This is a genomic window from Brevibacterium sp. 'Marine' (assembly GCF_012844365.1).
Taxonomy (GTDB): domain Bacteria; phylum Actinomycetota; class Actinomycetes; order Actinomycetales; family Brevibacteriaceae; genus Brevibacterium.
On the sequence record NZ_CP051626.1, the window covers coordinates 4100612 to 4118814 of the forward strand.

Consider the following 18203-nt stretch of genomic DNA (forward strand, 5'->3'; position numbering starts at 1 on the left):
CGGGCACACGGTGCCGATCGTCGTTGGCACAGTCATCGGCGAACCTTGTGCAAGACGTACATACTCTGCCGGGGAGACTATGCTGTATTGGGCTGTAACGAAGCAACGACGCGAGCCGGAGGCACCCACACATGACTGCAATCACCGCGGACAGAGAATACAGCCGTGAGTACCGCGCCTCAGCGCCGGACTATTGGTCAGTCTCATTCGGGTTGAGAATGCTCGGGGACCGATGGTCCATGCTCATCGTGCGCGAACTCCTCACCGGTGAAGCAGGATTCAACGCGCTGTCACGATCGCTCGCCGAGTGCTCACGAACCCTGCTCTCGAACCGGCTGAAACATCTCCAGTATCACGGAATCATCGAACAAGATGTCGGGACGGGCCCTCATGGCAGCCGCCTTTACCGTTTGACGCAGGTCGGAAAGGGTCTGCAGGCGACCCTCGAAGCACTGGGCGGGTGGTCAAAAAATTGGTACGCGCCGTATGAGAACGATGTGCGGTCCGGTCTGAAAACACTCGTCGGTCAGATGGGACGTTCACTTGTGCCCGAGAAACTTCCGAAGGCGACTTTCCGCATCGAATTCGAGTTCAAGGAAAAGAGCCGGGTCCACCACGCGCACATCATGACGAGCCGCGGCCGCACGGTTTCACACCTCGGACAGCCGAATGACTCCGCCGATCTTCTCGTCCACGTCGAACCGTCGATGCTTCACGATCTCTGGTGGGGCATCAAGAACTGTGAAACTGCGCGACAGCGGGGCGACATCGGATTCACAGGGATCGACACCTACTCTGATGAGTTCTCTTCGTGGTTTAACGCACCTGCACCTGCACCTGAATTCTGACAGTCGGGCTGTTCCGCCGAAAGGGCTCACCGAGTGTGCAGATCAATTTGTGGTCGAGCCGTCAGCGGCGTCGCAGACACGCCGCACTTCGGCTCGAGTTTCTGATTCGTCATGCGACATGGTGATTCTTATCGTTCGGGTGACCGTTTGTCGGCCCACTTTCCCTTCCGTTGGGTGACGTCCTCGTCGCGGAACTGTCGGAAGCTGGACATGAAGAACCAGAAGACGGCACCTTGGACGAGTCCGAACAGCAGTGTCTGCCACCAGCTGAACATCCCATTGCTCCAACCGAGGAAACTCATCCCGAAGTAGATCAGCGGGAAGGCTACTGCCACAAACACACCGAGCTGGATGCTCTGGCGATCCCTGAGTAGCTTCTTCATAGGTTTCTCACGCTACCCGACGCACTTAGTTTCGCAAGTATGTTTGCTGAATATGCTGTCTCGTGAGGCACGTTTCGGCACCAATCGGCGTTCGCAGGAGAAGTTCGCGCAGCGAGTTCGAGCGTCCCTCACCGGTCCTCGCACACCATCGCGTTGCGGAGGGGTGTTTCGACACGAACGGTGACTGATGCCCAGCGGACTGTAGGACGTGCCACCAACGGGAGGCGGTGGCACGAACGGTGAGAGCTGCTCACGGTGAGCGACGCCCAGCGACTCGAGCGGTGAAGGACAACCTCCGCTCGCCTACCGGCCTGTGGTGATCGAGTCGTCGGTGATGCCGCGAGCCCGACGTTCCTCGAGGCGAGCTCGCTGCGGCTCAACGACGTGCCTGGGGTCCTTCGTCGATTCGATGCCGGCTTCCAACACGCCGAAACGCGTGTACGCCGAGGCGGCCGCCAAGGCTGCACCGGAAACGACGGACAGCCCCCGCAGCACAGCCCGAGTCTTCCAGCCGCCACCGAGCTTCTTCGCGAACACCCGCGCGCCCACCTCGGCGACGGCGGTGCCGATGGTTCCGGCGATGAGCAGCTTCTCGGCGCGGTGGAGCTTGTGACCCGGTTCGCCGTCGTCCATCGGATCGACCTCGGCCGGGTGCATGCGCTTCTTCATCGCCGACATCGCATAAGCCTCTCCGGCGGTCCCGGCGAGCGCGAGCAGCCGGGCCGGGCCGGTCTGACCCACCGGAGCCAACGCCATTGCGGCACCACCGGCGGCCATCGACGCCGAGGACACGAACACATACGGCAGACCGTTGCGACCGGCGGCGTTCCAGGTCGGAACCGCCGTCGCGCCCAGAAGCACAGCGGTATATGCGGCCAACGGTGTGGCGAAGAACGCGGACTCAACCGCAGCCGGCGTCTCCAGACCATGGAGCACCTTCCGCAGAGGTCCCAGAGGCAGCAGCTTCTCGCCGGTGATCCGGTCGAGTTCGATCGCGAAGGTCACGCCCGATCCGACGCCGAAGCCCGAGAGGATCCACACCCCCAAGCTCATCGGCGAGGAGACCTTGACGACACGCATCATGTTGAGGAATCGTTCGGGCCTGCCGAGGTCGGCCACGAGAGCGACACCGCCGATGCCGGTCGCCGCAATGGCGGTCATCCGGGAGGCAATGCGCAGGCCCGGCCGATCGGTCAGCTGCGCACCGTAGCCCAACAGAGACGATCCCCCGGCCAGACCGCCGAGGAACAGGTACGCACTGATCTCATCGCCCCACGGCGGAGCCTTGACAATCGGTCGACCGTAGTAGGACGTGAACTCAACATCCTCGACCATCGGCATCTCACGGTTGCCGTCGGCACCGCGGTTCTTCCACCCGCCGCCGCGACCGCCCCTTCGACCACGGGGACCGTCAGGTCCGCTGGGACCGCCACGGCCGCCTCGGCGACGTTTCTTCCGTCCGCCTTCCGGCTCGGGTGGGCGGTAGGAATCGTATTCTGATGTGCTCATGAACGGCGGCTCCCGAGGAACGCGAGCCCGGCCGCGGCGACCATGCCCAACGCCGCGATCCCGGCGTTGGCGTACATCTTCGGCAGGTCCTTCGTCGCGACTCGCGGGTCCGGCGGCAGGCCGTAGACCTCGGGTTCGTCGAGGAGGAGGAACACGGACCCTGTGCCGCCGACCCCGTCGTTCGGGTTCGCTCCGTAGAGGCGGGCCTCGGTCAGGCCCTTCTCGTGCAATGTGGCCACACGGTCATGTGCCTGGGCGACCATGTCGTCACGGTCGCCGAACTTGATCGACTGGGTCGGGCAGGTCTGGGCGCATGCCGGTTCCTGGCCCTCGACGAGGCGGTCATAGCAGAGGGTGCATTTGTTCGCCGTGCCCGCATCCGGCACGTCCATGTCCGCGGCTTTGCGATCGTCCCGGTCGGTGGGGGTGTTGATCGTGCCGTCGTCGCGGCGTTCGATGACGCCGAACGGACAGCCTGCCACACAGGTGCCGCAGCCGTTGCAGACGTCGTTCTGGACGACGACGGTGTCGAACTCGGTACGGAAGAGCGCGCCGGTCGGACACACGTCGAGGCAGCCGGCGTGGGTGCAGTGTTTGCACACGTCCGAGGACATCAGCCACCGGAAGTCCGCGGTGTCCGGCGGTGTCGTATCGACGCCGGTGAAGTCATCGGGGTCGCTCGGCTCCAAGGCACCGGGGGCCAGCAGGTCGACTCCGAGCTCAGGAGTCGTCGGCAGTCCGGCGGAGGTTCGACCTTCGGCCGCCGCACCCAAGGCCCCATCGAGCGGCTGCGCGGCAGCAGACTCATCGGTGCGCGGGCGGATCGTGGGCATGCCGAGATTGACGAGCTTGCGCCCGGATTCGCGAGCCTTCTCGATGCGGTCGGAATCCTGTTCGATGAACGCGACGTGCCGCCACGTGTTCGCCCCGAGGCTGCCCGTGTTGTCATACGAGGAACCGAGCAGTTCGAAGGTGCCGTCCTGCGGGTTGCGGTTCCACTCTTTGCACGCGACTTCGCAGGCCTTGCAGCCGATGCAGATCGAGGTGTCGGTGAAGAATCCCTTGCGGCTGTGCGCGGAATCGTGCCAGTGCCCGTCCGCGAGCGTGCCTCCATCGATCGTCGGTGTCGACATCAGTCCTCCTCCTCGTTCTCCTGCCGGTCCCGGGCCGCGCGGGCGCGAGCTTCGGCCTCGGCCACCTCGGTGTCGGCGATCGCACTGCCGTCGGCGTGCCGTCCGTGGTCGGGGTCGCCGTCGCTGGGGTCCCCGTCGTCGGCGCGGTTCGCCACAGCCGTCTCGGTAGGTTCGGTGGGCTCGGCGGGTTCGGCCGCCTCGGTGGGTTCGATGGTGATCCTACCGCTGCGATCATCGGCACTGTCGACCGTCGCCGAGGCATCGGCGTCGCCCTCGCCGGATCCACTCGCCGAGGCGGTCGTGCCGTCCCGATCGGAGGCTCCATCCCGTCCCCCGTCCAAGGTCCTGCCCGGGGTGACGCCGACGGCCGAGTCGCCGCCTCGGTGAGCGTGCCCACCGGCGCTGCGGCCCTGCCCGGTGCCATGGGCGGCCGCGACATCCTCGGCGGACACCGTGACCTGCTGGTTTCCGGATTCGGGACTGAGCCCGGCCTCGCGTTGGTACTTCTCGACGAAATCGACGAGTTCGGGTCCGCGGGGTCGGCGGCCGGGCATGATCGTTCCGGCCACGTACTTGCTGTTCTGGATGTAGACGTTGGGGTCCATCGTCACTCCGAGCAGGTCGTTGGCGGAATCGCCTTCGACGACGGCGCCCTGACCGCCCACGCCCCAGTGGTAAGGCAGACCGATCTGGTGGACGGTCTTCCCCCCGATGGTCAGCGGGGTCATCCGCTTCGTCACGAGCACACGGGCCTCGATGGCCGCCCGCGGGGAGACCAGGGTGGCCCAGCCGTAGGGCTCGAGTCCCACCTCGGCGGCGAGTTCCGGTGAGATCTCGCAGAACATCTCCGGCTGCAGCTCCGACAGGTACGGCAGCCACCGGGACATGCCTCCGGCGGTGTGGTGCTCGGTGAGCCGGTAGGTCGTGAACACGTAGGGGAAGACCTCGGATCCGGGCACTCCGGCACCGGGTGCGGACAGGTTGTCCTCACGGCGCATGACCATCCGGGTCGGGCTGTTCTGCTGCGCATACAGCGGGTTCGACACCGTCGATTCCTGCGGCTCGTAGTGAGTGGGCATCGGACCGTCGACCATGCCGCTGGGCGCGAACAGCCACCCCTTGCCGTCGGCCTGCATGATGAACGGATCGTCGCCGTCGAGGTGGGCGGGCCCGCCGTAGGCCTGGTCCGACCGCGCCGCCGGGGCCCGGTCGATCGGGAAGTCGGGCACGTCCTTGCCCGTCCACTTCCCGGCCTCGTCGTCCCACCACACGAACTTCTTCCGCCCCGACCAGGGAGTTCCGTCGGGTGCGGCCGAGGCACGGTTGTACAGGATGCGCCGGTTCGCCGGCCAGGCCCACGCCCATTCGGCGGCGGTCTCGTCCTGCTCATCCCGCGGTTTGCGGCGGGCGGCCATGTTCTGGCCACCGGCATAGACGCCGGCGTAGATCCAGCAGCCTCCGGCGGTGGTCCCGTCGTCGGTCATCTGGTTGAAGTTGTCCAGGGGCTCGCCGTCGCGGTCGCCGCCGATGAAGTAGCCGTTGATCTCCTTGACGACCGCCTCGGCGTCGACTTCGCCTTCGTCGTCGACCGGGTAGTCCCAGGTCAGGTCGAGCAGCGGTCGATCGCGGGGGTCATCGGAGTTCTTCAGCTTCTCGCGCACGGCTTGGCCGAGTTCGTAGAAGAAGTCGAGTTCGCTCTGCGCGTCCCCGGGCGGGTTGACGGCCTTGTGGCGCCACTGCACGAGACGCTGGGTCTGCGTGAAGGTGCCGGCCTTCTCCGTGTGATTGGCCGCCGGCAGGAAGAACATCTCGGTGTCGATGTCCTCGGTCTTCAGCTCCCCGGTCTCGATCTCGGGACCGTCCTTCCACCAGGTGGCGGATTCGATGAGGCTGAAGTCGCGCACGACCATCCACTTCAGGTGACTCATCGCCATCCGCTGCATCCGGCCGTTGGCCGATCCCACGGCCGGGTTCTGACCGAGCAGGAAGTACCCGTCGACGCCGTCATTGAGCATGCGCACCTGCGTCTGGTAGGTGCCGTGGGCGCCGTTGATGCGCGGCAGATAGTCGAAGGCGAAGTCGTTGTCCGCAGTCGCCGCATCGCCCCACCAGGCCTTGAGCAGGCTGGTGGTGTAGGCACGACCGTTGGCCCAGTAGCCCTTGTGGGTCTCCGGGGTGCCGACGGCGGCGACATAGTCGTCGAAGGTGTCGTGGACTCCGGCGCTGGGCATCGGCAGGTAGCCGGGCAGCAGGTTGAACAGGGTCGGGATATCGGTCGATCCCTGGATCGTCGCGTGCCCGCGCAGCGCCATGATTCCGCCGCCCGGGCGACCCATGTTGCCCAGCAGGAGCTGGAGGATCGAGGCGGTGCGGATGAATTGCGCGCCGAGGCTGTGCTGGGTCCAGCCGACCGCGTACGCGAAGCACGTGGTCCGCTCCCGGCCCGAGTTCTCGGTCACCGATTCGTAGAGGTAGTCGAAGTCTGCGGGTCTGATTCCGCAGTTCTCCTCGACCATCTCAGGCGTGTAGCGCGAATAGTGGCGGCGGAGGATCTGGAAGACCGTCTTCGGGTCTTCCAGGCTCGGGTCCGTCAGCGGAGCGCCGTGCTCATCCGTCTGGTACGACCAGGTCGAGTTCTCGTACGAGTTCGTGTCCGGGTCGAACCCGGAGAACAGCCCGTCGAGATCCTCGGTGTCGACGTAGTCGTCGCTAATGAGGTTCGCGGCGTTCGTGTAGGCACGCACATACTCGTCGAAGTGCCTGCCTTCGCTCAGCAGTCGGTTGATGAGCGCACCGAGCAGCACGATGTCGGAGCCGGCCCGGATGGGCACGTGCTTATCGGCGATCGCGGTGGTGCGCGTGAAACGAGGATCGACGTGGATGATGCGGGCACCCCGGGCCTTGGCCTCACTCACCCATTGGAAGCCCACCGGGTGGCACTCGGCCATATTGGAACCCTGGATGATGATGCAGTCCGCATTCGCCATATCCTGGACGGGTTGAGTGGCGCCGCCGCGCCCGAACGAAGTTCCCAGACTGGGAACGGTGGCGGAGTGTCAAATGCGCGCCTGGTTCTCGATCTGTATCGCCCCGGCCGCGGTGTAGAGCTTCTTCGCGAGGTAGTTCTCCTCGTTGTCGATCGTCGCCCCGCCGAGGCTGGCGATGCCCATCGTCCGCCGCAGCGGGTGGCCTTTGTCGTCGACGTCTTCCCAGTGGTTGCGGCGGGCTTCGATGAATCGGTCGGCGATCATGTCGATCGCGGTCGACAGGTCGATCTTCGTCCAGTCCTTGGCCTTCGGGGCCCGGTAGAGGACGTCGGTGACACGGCCGGGAGCGTTGACGAGCTGTTCGCTGGCTGCGCCCTTCGGACACAGGCGACCGCGTGAGATCGGTGAGTCCGGGTCGCCTTCGATCTGCACGACCTTGTCGTCCTTGACGAAGATCTTCTGCCCGCAGCCGACGGCGCAGTAGGGGCACACGGATTGGACGACCTTGTCGGCCGTGACCGTGCGTGGGGTGGTGTCCCGGGTCTGCTGGGACACGACGGATTCGCCGCGTCCCGTCTTATCCGACGTGCGCAGCTGCCGGAGTACCGGCCACTCGAGGAAGCTGAACCGAGCCATGGCACCACCTTAGCCCCTCACGGGGCGGAAATGCACCAGGTGAGACCGGGTTTTCGATTGGGTCTCAGGAGCTGGGAATGCCCGGTTCGCCGAGGCGGCTGCGCGGTCGATCATGACCGCGCAGCCGCCTCGGTGCTGGGTGCCGGGTTCGGGTCGCTGGGTTCGCTGAGTTCAGACCCGGCGGGCCAGGAGGATTGCGTCCTCGAGTTCGGCGGGCTCGCCCGACGGGGAGGTCGCCTGCCTGGTGCGGGTGTCGGCGAGTTCGATCTCCCACCGGTGCGGGCTGGCGCCGATGAGGAGGGCGAAGTCTCCGTTCGGGCTGACCAGTTCATGGTGGTGGTCCATGCCGTGCTCGAACTTCTCGCTGTGTTCGGCGGCCCACGGCGGCATCGTCGCGTGGGAGACGAGGAGGAGTGCCCCACCCGGTGCCACGTGCGCGGCGACGCGGGTCAGCAGTTCCTCTCGGGTGTCCGGCAACCGGGTGTGGAGGAAGGATCCGGTGACGAGGTCGAAGCCGCCTCGGCGATCGGGGTCCTCCGGTTCCCAGCTGGAGACGTCGGCGACGACGAATTCGGCGGAGATTCCGCGGGATTCGGCGGCCCGGCGGGCACGGTCGATGGCCGTGGTCGACAGGTCGATGCCGGTGGCGTCCCAGCCGTTCTCGGCCATCCAGACGATGTCGGCGCCTTCACCGCAGCCGACGTCGAGGACGCGGCCGGGGGTCATCTCGGAGACGACGGCGACGAGGGATTCGTTCGGGTTTCCGGACCAGATGGCGTCGTCGGCCTCGGCGTAGCGCTCTTCCCACGCGGCCACGGAATCGGGCGCGCCGGTATTGCCTGCGTCGGTTCTGTCTGAGTGGGTGTGGTCGTTGTGGCTGCTGGTCGCGGTCACTTGTCGACGCCCGGGTCGGCAGGGATCGAATCGGGTGCGGCACCGTCCGCGCTGTCGGTCTCTGCGGCAGCGGCGGCTTCCTGCTTGGCCAGTTCGGCACGGACTTCGTCCATGTCGAGTCCCTTGACCGCGGTGATGACCTGTTCGAGCTGCGGGGCGGCGAGCGCGCCGGGCTGGGCGAAGACGACGATGCCCTGGCGGAAGGCGACGAGGGTCGGGATCGAGGAGATCGCGAAGAGTCCGGCCAGCTGCTGCTGGGCTTCGGTGTCGATCTTGCCGAAGACGATGTCGGGGTTGGCCTCGGCGGCCTGTTCGTAGACCGGGGCGAACTGTTTGCAGGGGCCGCACCAATCGGCCCAGAAGTCGAGGAGGATGATCTCGTTGTCGTTGATGGTCGACTCGAAGTTGTCTTGCGTGATTTCGATCGTAGACATGCGGCCCAGTCTAGGAGCCGCGGATGAATATCGCCTGGACGGGAGGTCATTGACGGCTCCCTGCCGGCTTCGGCCGGGGCAACCAGCGCTGCCGCAGCCGGGGACGGCCCGAGCCGATTCAGCCGACGAGGTCCGCGATCGGTTCGTCGTCGATGATGGCGGTGAACACGGCATCCGCCTCGGCGGATTTGACCACTCGGTTGGGGTCCTCCGGCGCCGCGGTCCAGGGCATGATCTCGAAGGTGATGTCGTCCTCGGGCACGGAAGCCACCGTCGTGGCCAGGGAGGCCAGCGAACGCATCGAGTCGAGTTCGTCGTCGACGCCGATCGTCGAGGTCACGGCGTCGAGGAATCCGTAGAGGCGGTCGGGCCGGGTGAGGACTTGGCCGCTCTTGGCGCGGTCGATGATGGCCTCCATGACCATCTGCTGGTTGCCCATCCGGGAGATGTCGCTGCCATCGCCCACGGCGTGCCGCGTCCGGGCCAGGGCGAGGGCGTCGTCACCGCCGATCGTCTGGTGGCCGGCGGGCAGGTCGAGGTTCGCCTTCGGGTCGGTGAGAGGTTCGTCGAGGTCGACGGTGATCCCGTCGAGCGCGTCGACGATCGCTGAGAATCCGTCGAAGTCGACGTTGATGAAGTGGTCGACGCGCACCCCGGTGAGTTCCTCCGCCGCTGACACGGAGCAGGCCGGCCCCGCATTGAGAGCCGAGTTGATCATCCCGTGCGTGGACGCTGACGCGCCGTGGCCGGTGTCGTCGCAGGCGGGTATGTCCATGATCGTGTCACGTGGGATCTGCACGGCGTCGATGCGACCGCCGTCCGCGGCGACGTGAGCGAGGATCATCGCATCGCTGCGGGCACCTTCAGCGCCGCCGAATCCTTGCGCCGAGGCGGCCCCGGAGGTCGCGGCGGAACCCGAGTCAGAGCCATCGGAGGCCTCCTTCGCCGAGTCGAGATCGCGGGTGTCGGATCCGATGATGAGGACGTTCGTCTCATCGGTGAGCTTCTCCGGTACGTCGCCGCCGTGGGCGCGCAGCGGGGACGAGGTGAGATTCGCGCCGAGGTTGTGCACCGCCACCGCGATCGTCACCGGGGCGCCGATGATGAGGACCGCAACCACGGCGACGAAGGTGCGCCGGCGCCGGTACTTCGCGGCAAGACGTCGCTGTCGGCGGGGTCCTGGCGGCGGTGTTTCTCGGTTGTCCACGGTTCGGGTGCTCCTGCGTCCGGGGTCACGGCGGATTGCATACAAAACGGAATGTATACAATCCTAAACACCTGTCCGGTCGAGTGCACATCGCTGTGTGCCATCTCTCGACTGAAATCATTCGACCGAAATCACCCGCAGAGCGATCACTCTGTTATGCTGGAACTGTTCTCGCACAGAAATGTGCGGAGCAGATGGTGTCTCAAGAGCAGGTAGATTCGCTCGTCACCATGTGTTTGCCCGTCGGCGCGTGTCTGCCTTCCGCGCCCCTCATGATTTTTCCCAATTCAGTCGTTTGACGACTTCCGTCCGCACTTTCGAGTGCATGATCGAAACCGAGTATCCCCGCGATTTCGTCCGAGACAGAGACCTCACATCAGAGCCCTCATCCTCACCAGCGATTCCGAGTCCTCGGTTCACCCACAGATTTTCGTTGGATCTGCGTCTGAAGATCCAGTCCAGCCAGCGGGAAAGCCGGATCCAGCATTGGGTTCGACCATCACGATCGCAGCAGCGGTCATCAGTTAAAAAATAAGGATACAAAGATTATGGCAACAGGTACCGTGAAATGGTTCAACGCGGAAAAGGGTTTCGGATTCATCCAGCCTGACGACGGTTCGGCTGACGTGTTCACCCACTTCTCCGCGATCGAAGCCACCGGCTACCGCGAGCTCACCGAGGGTCAGAACGTCGAGTTCGACTCGGAGATGGGCTCCAAGGGCCTGCAGGCGACCCGCGTCCGCGGCCTCTGAGACTCTTTGAGAGTCTCACCTAGAGACTTCTGAGATTCACCAGCGACCCTGCGTTCACCCACTTGGTGTGAACGCAGGGTCGCTGTCATCTCCTCCCCAATTACTACCCGACGGGGGCCCAGATACCTCGCGCGAGGTTGCTGAGCCGCCGTCACCGGCGTTGACAGGCACCCTTGCTCTATTTAGAGTCGGTGCCAACGACCGTGAACCCTGACTATGGAGGAGCGATGAAGCACTCGGTACTCACCGGTTGGATCGTCGCATTCACCCTGCTCGCCGCCGCCTGCATACTGAGTTCCCAGATGGCCCCGTTCCATGACTTTGCCGCGTTTCTGTGGTTCTTCGCCCTCGTACTCATGATCACAGCCACGACACTCGCGGTCATCCGTGACCGTCGGCGACGCCGATCTGGCTGAACACTCCGGCAGCTCCAGGCACATCGCCCCGCCCGGTTATCCTGAACTCATGCCGCCCCGCAATACTCCTCGTCTGCACCTGCGGGAGATGACCGACGACGATCTCGACGAGATGGCCGCCCTCCTCGGCGATCCGCGAGTGATGGAGTATTACCCTCACTCCAAAGACCGCACCGAGGCGGCTGAGTGGATCCGCTGGAGCCGGCGCAATTACGCCGAGCACGGGTTCGGATTGTGGCTCGTCGAAACCCGGACCGGAGAATTCATCGGCGACTGCGGCCTCACCTGGCAGACCGTCAATGGCATCCCTCACCTCGAGGTCGGTTTTCAGGTGAAACCGTCCGCCCAAGGTAATGGGTTCGCCACCGAGGCGGCTCTGGCCTGCGTCGATCACGCTCGAGAACTCGCCGTCAGTCCCGTCCTCGTCGCCATCATCCACCGAGACAATCGACCCTCGCAACGAGTGGCCGAGAAGCTCGGAATGCACCGCAATCCCGAACTCAGACACAAGTCCCCGGTCCATGACGTGTTCTCACTGGACCTGTGATCTCCCTAATTACTACCCGACGGGGCCCCAGATACCTCGCGCGAGGTTGCTGAGCCGCCGTCGGGTAGCAATTAATGGTTGTTTAGGAGGGCGAGGAAGTCGTCGACTCCGCTGAGGTCGATGTCGTTTCGCCGTCTGGTTTCCCACGCTTCGCGGGTCAGGCGCCAGCGTTGGATGAGGCCCGGCTCGCCTCGGCGGATGTCCCATTCGACGCCGTTGTGCTCATAACCCAGGTTCTCGGATACACGGTTCGACCCGACGTTGTCGACGAAGGCATCGGAACCGGCCTCTCTCGCCCCGAGTCCGGCGAAGGCGAGATGCAGCAGAGCACTGCGCATCTCCGTGCCGAGGCCGCGACCACGCACATCCGTCGACAGCCAGGAGAAGGTGGCGAAGGTGCCGCAGGTATCGAACTTCTCGGCAATGAGGTCCTGCATCCCCACGGGCTCACCGTCGACGATCACGGCGAACGCCAACCGGAACTCGGCGGGAGAGAAACGCCCGCGTCCGCGCCACACACTCTGGAGCCATCTGCTCACCCGCACGTCCGGGTCGGATTCGTAGAACGACATCGGATCATCGTAGGGAGCGGGTTCCGCGAAGACCTTGCCATCGCGGACCAGCGGAGCAAGTTCCGCCAACCTCTCATCACTGGCACCGACGAGCTCGAGTCGGGGCGTCCTCACCCTAATCTGCAGTGGCGGGTAGCCGATCATGCAACCAACCTAAGCCAGCCGGCCCGAATCCACAATGGTCAGGCGACTGCGGGTAGCGTAGGGATCGACTCCCAGATGCCGATGACAGGTGGTGGCCCATGACCGAACTCGATCGCCCGACCCCGACGACCGTCCTCTTCGACCTCGGCAATGTGCTCATCGGCTGGGACCAGACAGGACCTCTGGCCGATCGCATGAGTGCCGAGGACTGGCTGTCCTTCGCCGAGGCGGCCGACTTCCCCGCGCTCAACACCGCAGCTGATTCCGGGGTTCCGATCACCGAGATCATCGAACGCGCCGCCGAGGCGGATCCCCACCACGGTGAGATCGTCGCCGGCTACTACGAGCACTTCGAAAAGTCGCTGACTGGTCCGATCGACGGCATGGCCGAGATCGTCGCGCAGCTGCGCGACTCCGGCATCCGCCTGCTCGGACTCTCGAACTGGTCGGCCGAGACCATTCATCACGCTCCCGCCGTCGCCCCGGCGATCAGTGAACTCGAAGACATCGTCGTCTCGGGCCGAGTCGGCCTCGTCAAACCCGATCCGGCGATCTTCGAACTGACCCGAGACCGTTTCGGCCTCGACCCGGCCCGAACGGTCTTCGTCGATGATCTGCCCGCCAACGTGGAGGCAGCCGAAAGCCTCGGCTTCATCGGCCATGTGTTCTCAGGAGCCGCCGAGCTGCGGACGGATCTTGCCGAACGAGGGCTGCTCACTCCCTAGGACGGTCACTTCGCACCGTCGGATCAGCGCCCCTGAACGGGCCCCTCCCCGCTGATACCGTGAACTCATCCGCGCCTGGAGACTCCACCCGCCGCCTGAACAGGAGACACGATGACGACACCCGCATTCCTCGACTCCATCGATTCCCAGCTGGACTGGCAGCGTGAGGTCTACAAAGACCTTCACCGCCACCCTGAAGTCAGCCTCGACGAGCACAGGACCGCCGAGCGCCTCGCCGCAGAGCTCAACGAACTCGGCCTCGAAGTCACCCGGATCTCGGATACCGGGCTGGTGGCCGTCATCGACAACGGCACCGGGCCCACCGTTCTCGCACGAGCCGATATCGATGCCCTCCCCGTCACCGAAGACACCGGCCTCGACTTCGCGTCCGAGGTCGACGGAGTCATGCACGCCTGCGGTCACGATATGCATGCCGCCGCTCTCCTCGGCGCGGTCCGACTGCTCAAAGAGAACCAAGATGCCTGGTCAGGCACGTATATCGCGCTCTTCCAGCCGGCAGAGGAGAACGCGGCCGGGGCGAAGGCGATGATCGGCGACGGGCTGACGGACAGGGTTCCGACCCCCGATGTGGCCCTGGCCCAGCATGTCATGCCGCTGCCGGCCGGCACGATCTTCACCGCCTCCGGTCCGGTAATGTCGGCCGGTGATTCGGTGAAGATCACGGTCTTCGGCCGCGGCGCCCACGGGTCGATGCCGCACCTGTCCGTCGACCCCGTGGTGCTCGCGGCCTCGATCGTGCTGCGCCTGCAGACCATCGTGTCCCGGGAGACCGAACCGGGTGAGTTCGCCGTCGTCACCGTCGGTGCGTCGAACGCCGGATCGAAGTCGAACATCATCCCAGATCGCGCCGAGCTGCTGCTCAATGTCCGCACCTACGACACCGCGGTGCGGGCGAGGGTCATCGCGTCGATCGAGCGCATCGTCCGCGGCGAATGCGAGGCCGCCGGGACCCCGAAGGAACCGACGTTCGAGTACTTCGACCAGTTCCCGCTGACGGACAACAGTGAGGCCGTCAATGACACCGTCACCGAGGCGCTCACCGAGTACTTCGGCGCCGAGGCGGTGCTCGAGGCGACACCTGCGACCGCGTCCGAGGACTTCAGCGAGCTGCCGAATGCCTTCGGCATCCCCTATGCCTATTGGTTCGTCGGGTCCTTCGATGCCGAGAAGTACCAGGCCGCCGAGGAGGCCGGAACCGTGCTCACGGATATTCCGGCCAATCATTCGCCGTTCTTCGCCCCCGAACTCGACCCGACACTCGAGATTGCGACGAAGGCACAGGTCGTCGGCGCCTTGGCCTACCTCGGCGGCTGAGCTCGCCTGGCCTGCCCGCGGCCCGGGAGCGGTCGCGCGGAGACAGCAGGCTCACTGATCGGTTGTCTCACTCGTCGATCGTGCGCACGACGTGTGCCGGTGATCCGACGACGACGGCCCGGGCCGGCTCCATCTCATGGTTGAGGGTGGCCAGCATCGTGTTGTGCCCGATGAGCGTGTCATCGCCGATCGTGACGCCGCCCTGGTCCTGGAAGCTGCACCCGGAATTGATGAAGATCCGCTGCCCCAGGGTGATGTTCTTCCCGAAGTCCGAGCGGAACGGGGGAAACATCGTCACGGACGGATCGATCGGGCGGCCCGTCAGTTCGGCCAGCAGCGCTCGAACCTCATCGGGTTCGTGATAGCTGCCGTTGATCTCGGCCGTGATGCGCAGCGCTTCCTGGCTGGTGCGGTGCATGACCTCGTGCAATGGTGAACCGACTGTGATCGTCTCTCCGGCGTTGAGCGCTGTGAGCAGATCGTTCAGTTCCACCGTGTCACCTTCTCCCGCCGACACCTGATGACGTACTTATGGTTTGAGCAGGACCTTGACGGCTTCGCGACTGTCCATCGCCGCATAGGCGGTCGCGGCGTCGTCGAGGCTCATCGTCTGGTCGAAGACCTTGCCCGGGTCGATCGTTCTGTTCCAGATGAGGTCGATGAGGTCCGGCAGGAAACGGCGAACCGGTGCCGGCCCGCCGTGCAGGTGAACGAGGCCGAAGAACAGCTCCCCTCCGGGCAGTTCGACGTCGTGTGAGACGCCGACATAGCCGACGTGACCGCCCGGTCGGGTCGACTGGATCGCCTGCATCATCGATTCCTGTGAGCCGACCGCCTCGATGGCGCTGTGGACGCCGAGCCCGTCGGTGAGTTCCCTGATCTTCGCCACTCCGGCGTCGCCGCGTTCTTCGACGATATGGGTGGCACCGAATTCGCGGGCGAGGTTCTGCCTGTCGGCGTGACGGCTCATGGCGATGATCGTCTCCGCCCCCATCTGCTTGGCCGCGAGGACTCCCATCAGTCCGACCGCGCCATCACCGATGACGGCGACCGATTTCCCGGGTCCCACCTCGGCGGCGTCCGCGGCGAACCACCCGGTGCCGAGCACATCGGATGCGGCCAGCAGGGACGGGATGAGGTCGTCATCGGGATGTCCCGGCGTGGCGACCAGGGTGCCGTCGGCATGGGGGATGCGGGCGAATTCGGCCTGGGTGCCGATCCCACCGTCGACGAACATGCCGTTGACGCAGCGTGACTGGTAGCCGGCGGCGCAGATCTGGCAGGTGTTGTCCGAGATGACGAATGATCCGACGACGAAGTCACCGGGTTTGACGGTGCGCACCTCGTCGCCGACCTGATCGACGATGCCGACGTATTCGTGGCCCATCAGCTGCTGGTCCGGTGCGTCCGCACCACGGTAGGGCCACAGGTCCGATCCGCAGACACAAGCGGCCACAACACGAATGACCGCATCGGTGGGTGCCTCGATGGTCGGATCGGGTCGTTCTTCGACCCGGACGTCGCCGGGCCCGTGCATGATCACTCCGCGCATTGTTCTCTCCTTGAAACGTTCGGTTCTTCGGTTCTGTTTGTCAGGCTCAGCCCCGCGGACGATTCACGTCCGCTTCGGCGTCGGTCTGGGTTCGGTCTCCCGCGAGACCGAAATCGGGGTGGTGGTTGGTGTCCGATGCCGCCCAGGAAGCGAGCAGACGCACCCGCTGCTCCGAATCCGACCCCGGTTCCGGGGTGTAGATGATCAGCGCGAGTCCGTCTTCGGCGGTGATTCGCAGCTCTTCGAAGGCGAGGTCGAGTTCACCGACGACGGGATGGTTGAAGCGCTTCATTCCCGTCCCGTGTGTGCGGACGTCGTGCTGGGCCCACAGCGTTCTGAACGTCTCGCTCTGGGTCGACAGCTCACCGACGAGGTCCTGGATCCCGCGATTGTGCGGATCCTTCCCTGCCGCACTCCGGATGATCGCCACGCACATCTGGGCGAAGAGGTCCCAATCCGGATAGAAGTCCCTCGAGGCGGGGTCGAGGAATTGGAATCGCGCCAGGTTCGGTGTCCGGCCGCCATCTCCGATGATCGGTGAATAGAATGCGCGGCCGAGGTCGTTGACGGCGACCATGTCCTGCATATCGTTGCGGACGAAGGCGATCGAGTCCGTGATCGAATCGAGCATCCAGAACAGCGTCTCGTGCGGGGGACGCTGGACGGTCACTGGTCGGCGCCTGCGACCCGAGGTCGGGATGCCGTCGGCGGCGCGGGCAAGATCGACGAGGTGGCTCCGCTCGGTGTCGTCGAGCATGAGGGCCTCGGACAGTGCTTCGAGGACTGCCGCGGATGCCCCTGCGATGGCGCCGCGTTCGAGCTTCGAATAGTACTCGACGCTCAGTCCTGCCAGCGCCGCGACCTCGCTGCGACGCAGTCCCGGAACCCGTCTCGTGCCGTGTGAGGGAAGGCCCACGCGATCGGGGGTGATCTTCGCCCGCCGCGACATGAGGAATTCGCGTACTTCGGCTCGGTTGTCCATGTTTCCAGGTTAGACGTGTTCTCGCCTGTGAGGGATACCCTGTCAGGGAACCTCTGAGCCGCATCGAGGGTCTCTCCTACGACATCGTTCCCTGCGGTTCGGGCATCCGATCCCGGTCATAGGTGATCGTCGAATACCCATGGGGAATCGGGGTGCCGTCCGCATCGACCCCGACGAACACGATCTTGTCGATGCTGAGGATGGATCTGCGCGTGATCATATTGCGCACCCGGGCCCTCATCGTCAGTGAGGTTCGCCCGAAATGCGTGGCGATGAGTCCCATCTCGATGAGATCGCCCTCCCTCGCCGAAGCCTGGAAGTCGATCTCCGAGATCAGTTTCGTCACGACCCGGTGATTGCCGAGCTGGATGATCGCATAGATCGCAGCCTCCTCGTCGATCCATCGCAGCAGGCTGCCGCCGAAGAGGGAACCGTTGGCGTTGAGGTCTTCGGGCCGGACCCATTTGCGGGTGTAGAAGTTCATGCTTTCCGCATGGTGGGCGGGACTCGCGGGCTGGCCGACGGGACTTTCGGTGAACTGTGCCGTGTCTGTCATGAGATCAGGCTAGCGAGGCGATGTTTCGCCCTCGTTTCGATCGCGTCACCGCTTTTCGACGTCGTCCTTCAACGCCGTGAGAGTCCGCCGGATATTCAGTCGCTGGAAGTCCGCGAAGCTCCTCCCGCGTGTGACGATGTGGTCGAAGACCCAGGCCAGAGGGTCGGGCCAGCCTCGGCGGTCATCGGTCCACGTCTCGGTCACTCGAGTCGCCTCACCGAGGTCCTCGAAGTCGTATGCCCAACTGGCGTTCGCTCCTTCGAGGCTCGGAGTGCGGGGGCCGATCCGGCGCACCGTGAAGGCGAACCGCTTGCCCGGTACGGAGTCGGTGACGACGCATTCGGTCACCCAGGTCGCCGGCCCGCGTCGGTTCGTCCCTTCGAAGACGTCGCCCGCTGTCAGGGGACCTGCGGATGACTGAGTGCTGGCTCCGGTGTTCTCCGGACTCCATCGGGCCATCTGGGTCGGGTCGGCGATCTGCTCCCAGAGCGCGGTGGCGTCGACTCCGATCACCATACTGTCGCTGACCTGCATCGTTCGCGTCATCGTCGTCCCTTCTCATTGTGGTCGTGCACGCACCAGAAGACGGCC

Annotated in this window: 18 protein-coding genes and 1 pseudogene; 6 read left to right on the plus strand and 13 right to left on the minus strand. The window is 65.0% G+C overall.

The features are described 5' to 3' along the window. Positions 1 to 131 precede the first annotated feature (131 nt). Complete coding sequence (locus HF684_RS18335) at positions 132 to 848, plus strand: helix-turn-helix domain-containing protein (RefSeq protein ID WP_169253654.1); 717 nt, start codon at positions 132 to 134, stop codon at positions 846 to 848. A 128-nt stretch (positions 849 to 976) separates the two neighbouring features. Here HF684_RS18335 and HF684_RS18340 read toward each other — a convergent pair whose 3' ends face one another. The 7 genes and pseudogenes from HF684_RS18340 to HF684_RS18375 form a co-directional block, all read right to left on the minus strand. After that, positions 977 to 1231, minus strand: coding sequence for a hypothetical protein (locus HF684_RS18340; RefSeq protein ID WP_169253655.1), 255 nt, complete (start codon positions 1229 to 1231; stop codon positions 977 to 979). Positions 1232 to 1534: 303 nt separating this feature from the next. Next, positions 1535 to 2740: an NrfD/PsrC family molybdoenzyme membrane anchor subunit gene (nrfD, locus tag HF684_RS18345; RefSeq protein ID WP_169253656.1), complete on the minus strand. Its 1206-nt coding sequence runs from the start codon at positions 2738 to 2740 to the stop codon at positions 1535 to 1537. Beyond that, entirely contained in the window at positions 2737 to 3873 is a 1137-nt protein-coding gene (locus HF684_RS18350) for a 4Fe-4S dicluster domain-containing protein (protein ID WP_169253657.1), read from the minus strand. The genes nrfD and HF684_RS18350 overlap by 4 nt, the downstream gene beginning before the upstream one ends. Positions 3874 to 4325: 452 nt before the next feature. Further along, a pseudogene (gene fdnG, locus HF684_RS18355) lies at positions 4326 to 7496 on the minus strand (formate dehydrogenase-N subunit alpha); the annotation flags it as partial. A 171-nt stretch (positions 7497 to 7667) separates the two neighbouring features. Beyond that, positions 7668 to 8390 carry a class I SAM-dependent methyltransferase gene (locus HF684_RS18365; protein ID WP_169253659.1) on the minus strand — a complete coding sequence of 241 codons (723 nt, stop codon included), beginning with the start codon at positions 8388 to 8390 and terminating at the stop codon, positions 7668 to 7670. Next, positions 8387 to 8824 carry a thioredoxin family protein gene (locus HF684_RS18370; protein WP_169253660.1) on the minus strand — a complete coding sequence of 146 codons (438 nt, stop codon included), beginning with the start codon at positions 8822 to 8824 and terminating at the stop codon, positions 8387 to 8389. The genes HF684_RS18365 and HF684_RS18370 overlap by 4 nt, the downstream gene beginning before the upstream one ends. A 118-nt stretch (positions 8825 to 8942) precedes the next feature. Further along, positions 8943 to 10031 carry an LCP family protein gene (locus HF684_RS18375; RefSeq protein WP_169253661.1) on the minus strand — a complete coding sequence of 363 codons (1089 nt, stop codon included), beginning with the start codon at positions 10029 to 10031 and terminating at the stop codon, positions 8943 to 8945. Between the two features lie 548 nt (positions 10032 to 10579). Between HF684_RS18375 and HF684_RS18380 the strand changes: the two genes are divergently transcribed. The 3 genes from HF684_RS18380 to HF684_RS18390 all read left to right on the plus strand — a co-directional run bounded on the left by HF684_RS18380 (position 10580) and on the right by HF684_RS18390 (position 11746). Further along, positions 10580 to 10783, plus strand: coding sequence for a cold-shock protein (locus tag HF684_RS18380; RefSeq protein ID WP_025776564.1), 204 nt, complete (start codon positions 10580 to 10582; stop codon positions 10781 to 10783). 227 nt (positions 10784 to 11010) lie between these two features. Beyond that, complete coding sequence (locus HF684_RS18385; RefSeq protein ID WP_169253662.1) at positions 11011 to 11199, plus strand: hypothetical protein; 189 nt, start codon at positions 11011 to 11013, stop codon at positions 11197 to 11199. 49 nt (positions 11200 to 11248) lie between these two features. Continuing rightward, positions 11249 to 11746 (plus strand): GNAT family N-acetyltransferase, encoded by a 498-nt coding sequence (locus HF684_RS18390; RefSeq protein WP_169253663.1) that lies wholly within the window; start codon positions 11249 to 11251, stop codon positions 11744 to 11746. A gap of 71 nt (positions 11747 to 11817) precedes the next feature. Here HF684_RS18390 and HF684_RS18395 read toward each other — a convergent pair whose 3' ends face one another. Beyond that, the gene (locus HF684_RS18395; RefSeq protein WP_211168030.1) at positions 11818 to 12387 is read right to left on the minus strand and encodes a GNAT family protein; all 570 of its coding nucleotides are present in this window, start codon (positions 12385 to 12387) and stop codon (positions 11818 to 11820) included. Between the two features lie 173 nt (positions 12388 to 12560). Here HF684_RS18395 and HF684_RS18400 point away from each other — a divergent pair, with 173 nt between their 5' ends. Together HF684_RS18400 and HF684_RS18405 are read left to right on the plus strand one after the other, a co-directional pair. Next, positions 12561 to 13187, plus strand: a complete 627-nt coding sequence (locus HF684_RS18400) for an HAD family phosphatase (protein WP_169253665.1) — start codon at positions 12561 to 12563, stop codon at positions 13185 to 13187. A gap of 111 nt (positions 13188 to 13298) precedes the next feature. Beyond that, positions 13299 to 14522 carry an amidohydrolase gene (locus HF684_RS18405; RefSeq protein ID WP_169253666.1) on the plus strand — a complete coding sequence of 408 codons (1224 nt, stop codon included), beginning with the start codon at positions 13299 to 13301 and terminating at the stop codon, positions 14520 to 14522. Positions 14523 to 14589: 67 nt separating this feature from the next. On the opposite strand, the gene HF684_RS18410 is transcribed toward HF684_RS18405, so the two are convergent. The 5 genes from HF684_RS18410 to HF684_RS18430 all read right to left on the minus strand — a co-directional run bounded on the left by HF684_RS18410 (position 14590) and on the right by HF684_RS18430 (position 18158). Next, positions 14590 to 15015 carry an acetyltransferase (isoleucine patch superfamily) gene (locus HF684_RS18410; protein ID WP_169253667.1) on the minus strand — a complete coding sequence of 142 codons (426 nt, stop codon included), beginning with the start codon at positions 15013 to 15015 and terminating at the stop codon, positions 14590 to 14592. Between the two features lie 36 nt (positions 15016 to 15051). Beyond that, positions 15052 to 16074, minus strand: a complete 1023-nt coding sequence (locus tag HF684_RS18415) for a zinc-dependent alcohol dehydrogenase family protein (protein WP_169253668.1) — start codon at positions 16072 to 16074, stop codon at positions 15052 to 15054. 46 nt (positions 16075 to 16120) lie between these two features. Further along, a complete protein-coding gene (locus HF684_RS18420) occupies positions 16121 to 17056 on the minus strand; it encodes a helix-turn-helix transcriptional regulator (RefSeq protein WP_169253669.1) in 936 nt (311 codons plus the stop codon). A 76-nt stretch (positions 17057 to 17132) separates the two neighbouring features. Further along, positions 17133 to 17540 carry a hotdog domain-containing protein gene (locus HF684_RS18425; protein WP_169254035.1) on the minus strand — a complete coding sequence of 136 codons (408 nt, stop codon included), beginning with the start codon at positions 17538 to 17540 and terminating at the stop codon, positions 17133 to 17135. Between the two features lie 117 nt (positions 17541 to 17657). Beyond that, entirely contained in the window at positions 17658 to 18158 is a 501-nt protein-coding gene (locus HF684_RS18430) for an SRPBCC family protein (RefSeq protein ID WP_169253670.1), read from the minus strand. Between the last annotated feature and the right edge of the window lie 45 nt (positions 18159 to 18203).

What these genes read in the sequence shown, in the direction of transcription:
- HF684_RS18335 (WP_169253654.1), top strand. Translation starts at nt 132, where the DNA reads ATGACTGCAATCACCGCGGACAGAGAATACAGCCGTGAGTACCGCGCC.
- HF684_RS18385 (WP_169253662.1), top strand. Translation starts at nt 11,011, where the DNA reads ATGAAGCACTCGGTACTCACCGGTTGGATCGTCGCATTCACCCTGCTC.
- HF684_RS18400 (WP_169253665.1), top strand. Translation starts at nt 12,561, where the DNA reads ATGACCGAACTCGATCGCCCGACCCCGACGACCGTCCTCTTCGACCTC.
- HF684_RS18425 (WP_169254035.1), bottom strand. Translation starts at nt 17,540, where the DNA reads ATGAACTTCTACACCCGCAAATGGGTCCGGCCCGAAGACCTCAACGCC.
- HF684_RS18340 (WP_169253655.1), bottom strand. Translation starts at nt 1,231, where the DNA reads ATGAAGAAGCTACTCAGGGATCGCCAGAGCATCCAGCTCGGTGTGTTT.
- HF684_RS18415 (WP_169253668.1), bottom strand. Translation starts at nt 16,074, where the DNA reads ATGCGCGGAGTGATCATGCACGGGCCCGGCGACGTCCGGGTCGAAGAA.
- HF684_RS18405 (WP_169253666.1), top strand. Translation starts at nt 13,299, where the DNA reads ATGACGACACCCGCATTCCTCGACTCCATCGATTCCCAGCTGGACTGG.
- HF684_RS18430 (WP_169253670.1), bottom strand. Translation starts at nt 18,158, where the DNA reads ATGACGCGAACGATGCAGGTCAGCGACAGTATGGTGATCGGAGTCGAC.
- HF684_RS18370 (WP_169253660.1), bottom strand. Translation starts at nt 8,824, where the DNA reads ATGTCTACGATCGAAATCACGCAAGACAACTTCGAGTCGACCATCAAC.
- HF684_RS18350 (WP_169253657.1), bottom strand. Translation starts at nt 3,873, where the DNA reads ATGTCGACACCGACGATCGATGGAGGCACGCTCGCGGACGGGCACTGG.
- nrfD (WP_169253656.1), bottom strand. Translation starts at nt 2,740, where the DNA reads ATGAGCACATCAGAATACGATTCCTACCGCCCACCCGAGCCGGAAGGC.
- HF684_RS18380 (WP_025776564.1), top strand. Translation starts at nt 10,580, where the DNA reads ATGGCAACAGGTACCGTGAAATGGTTCAACGCGGAAAAGGGTTTCGGA.
- HF684_RS18420 (WP_169253669.1), bottom strand. Translation starts at nt 17,056, where the DNA reads ATGGACAACCGAGCCGAAGTACGCGAATTCCTCATGTCGCGGCGGGCG.
- HF684_RS18390 (WP_169253663.1), top strand. Translation starts at nt 11,249, where the DNA reads ATGCCGCCCCGCAATACTCCTCGTCTGCACCTGCGGGAGATGACCGAC.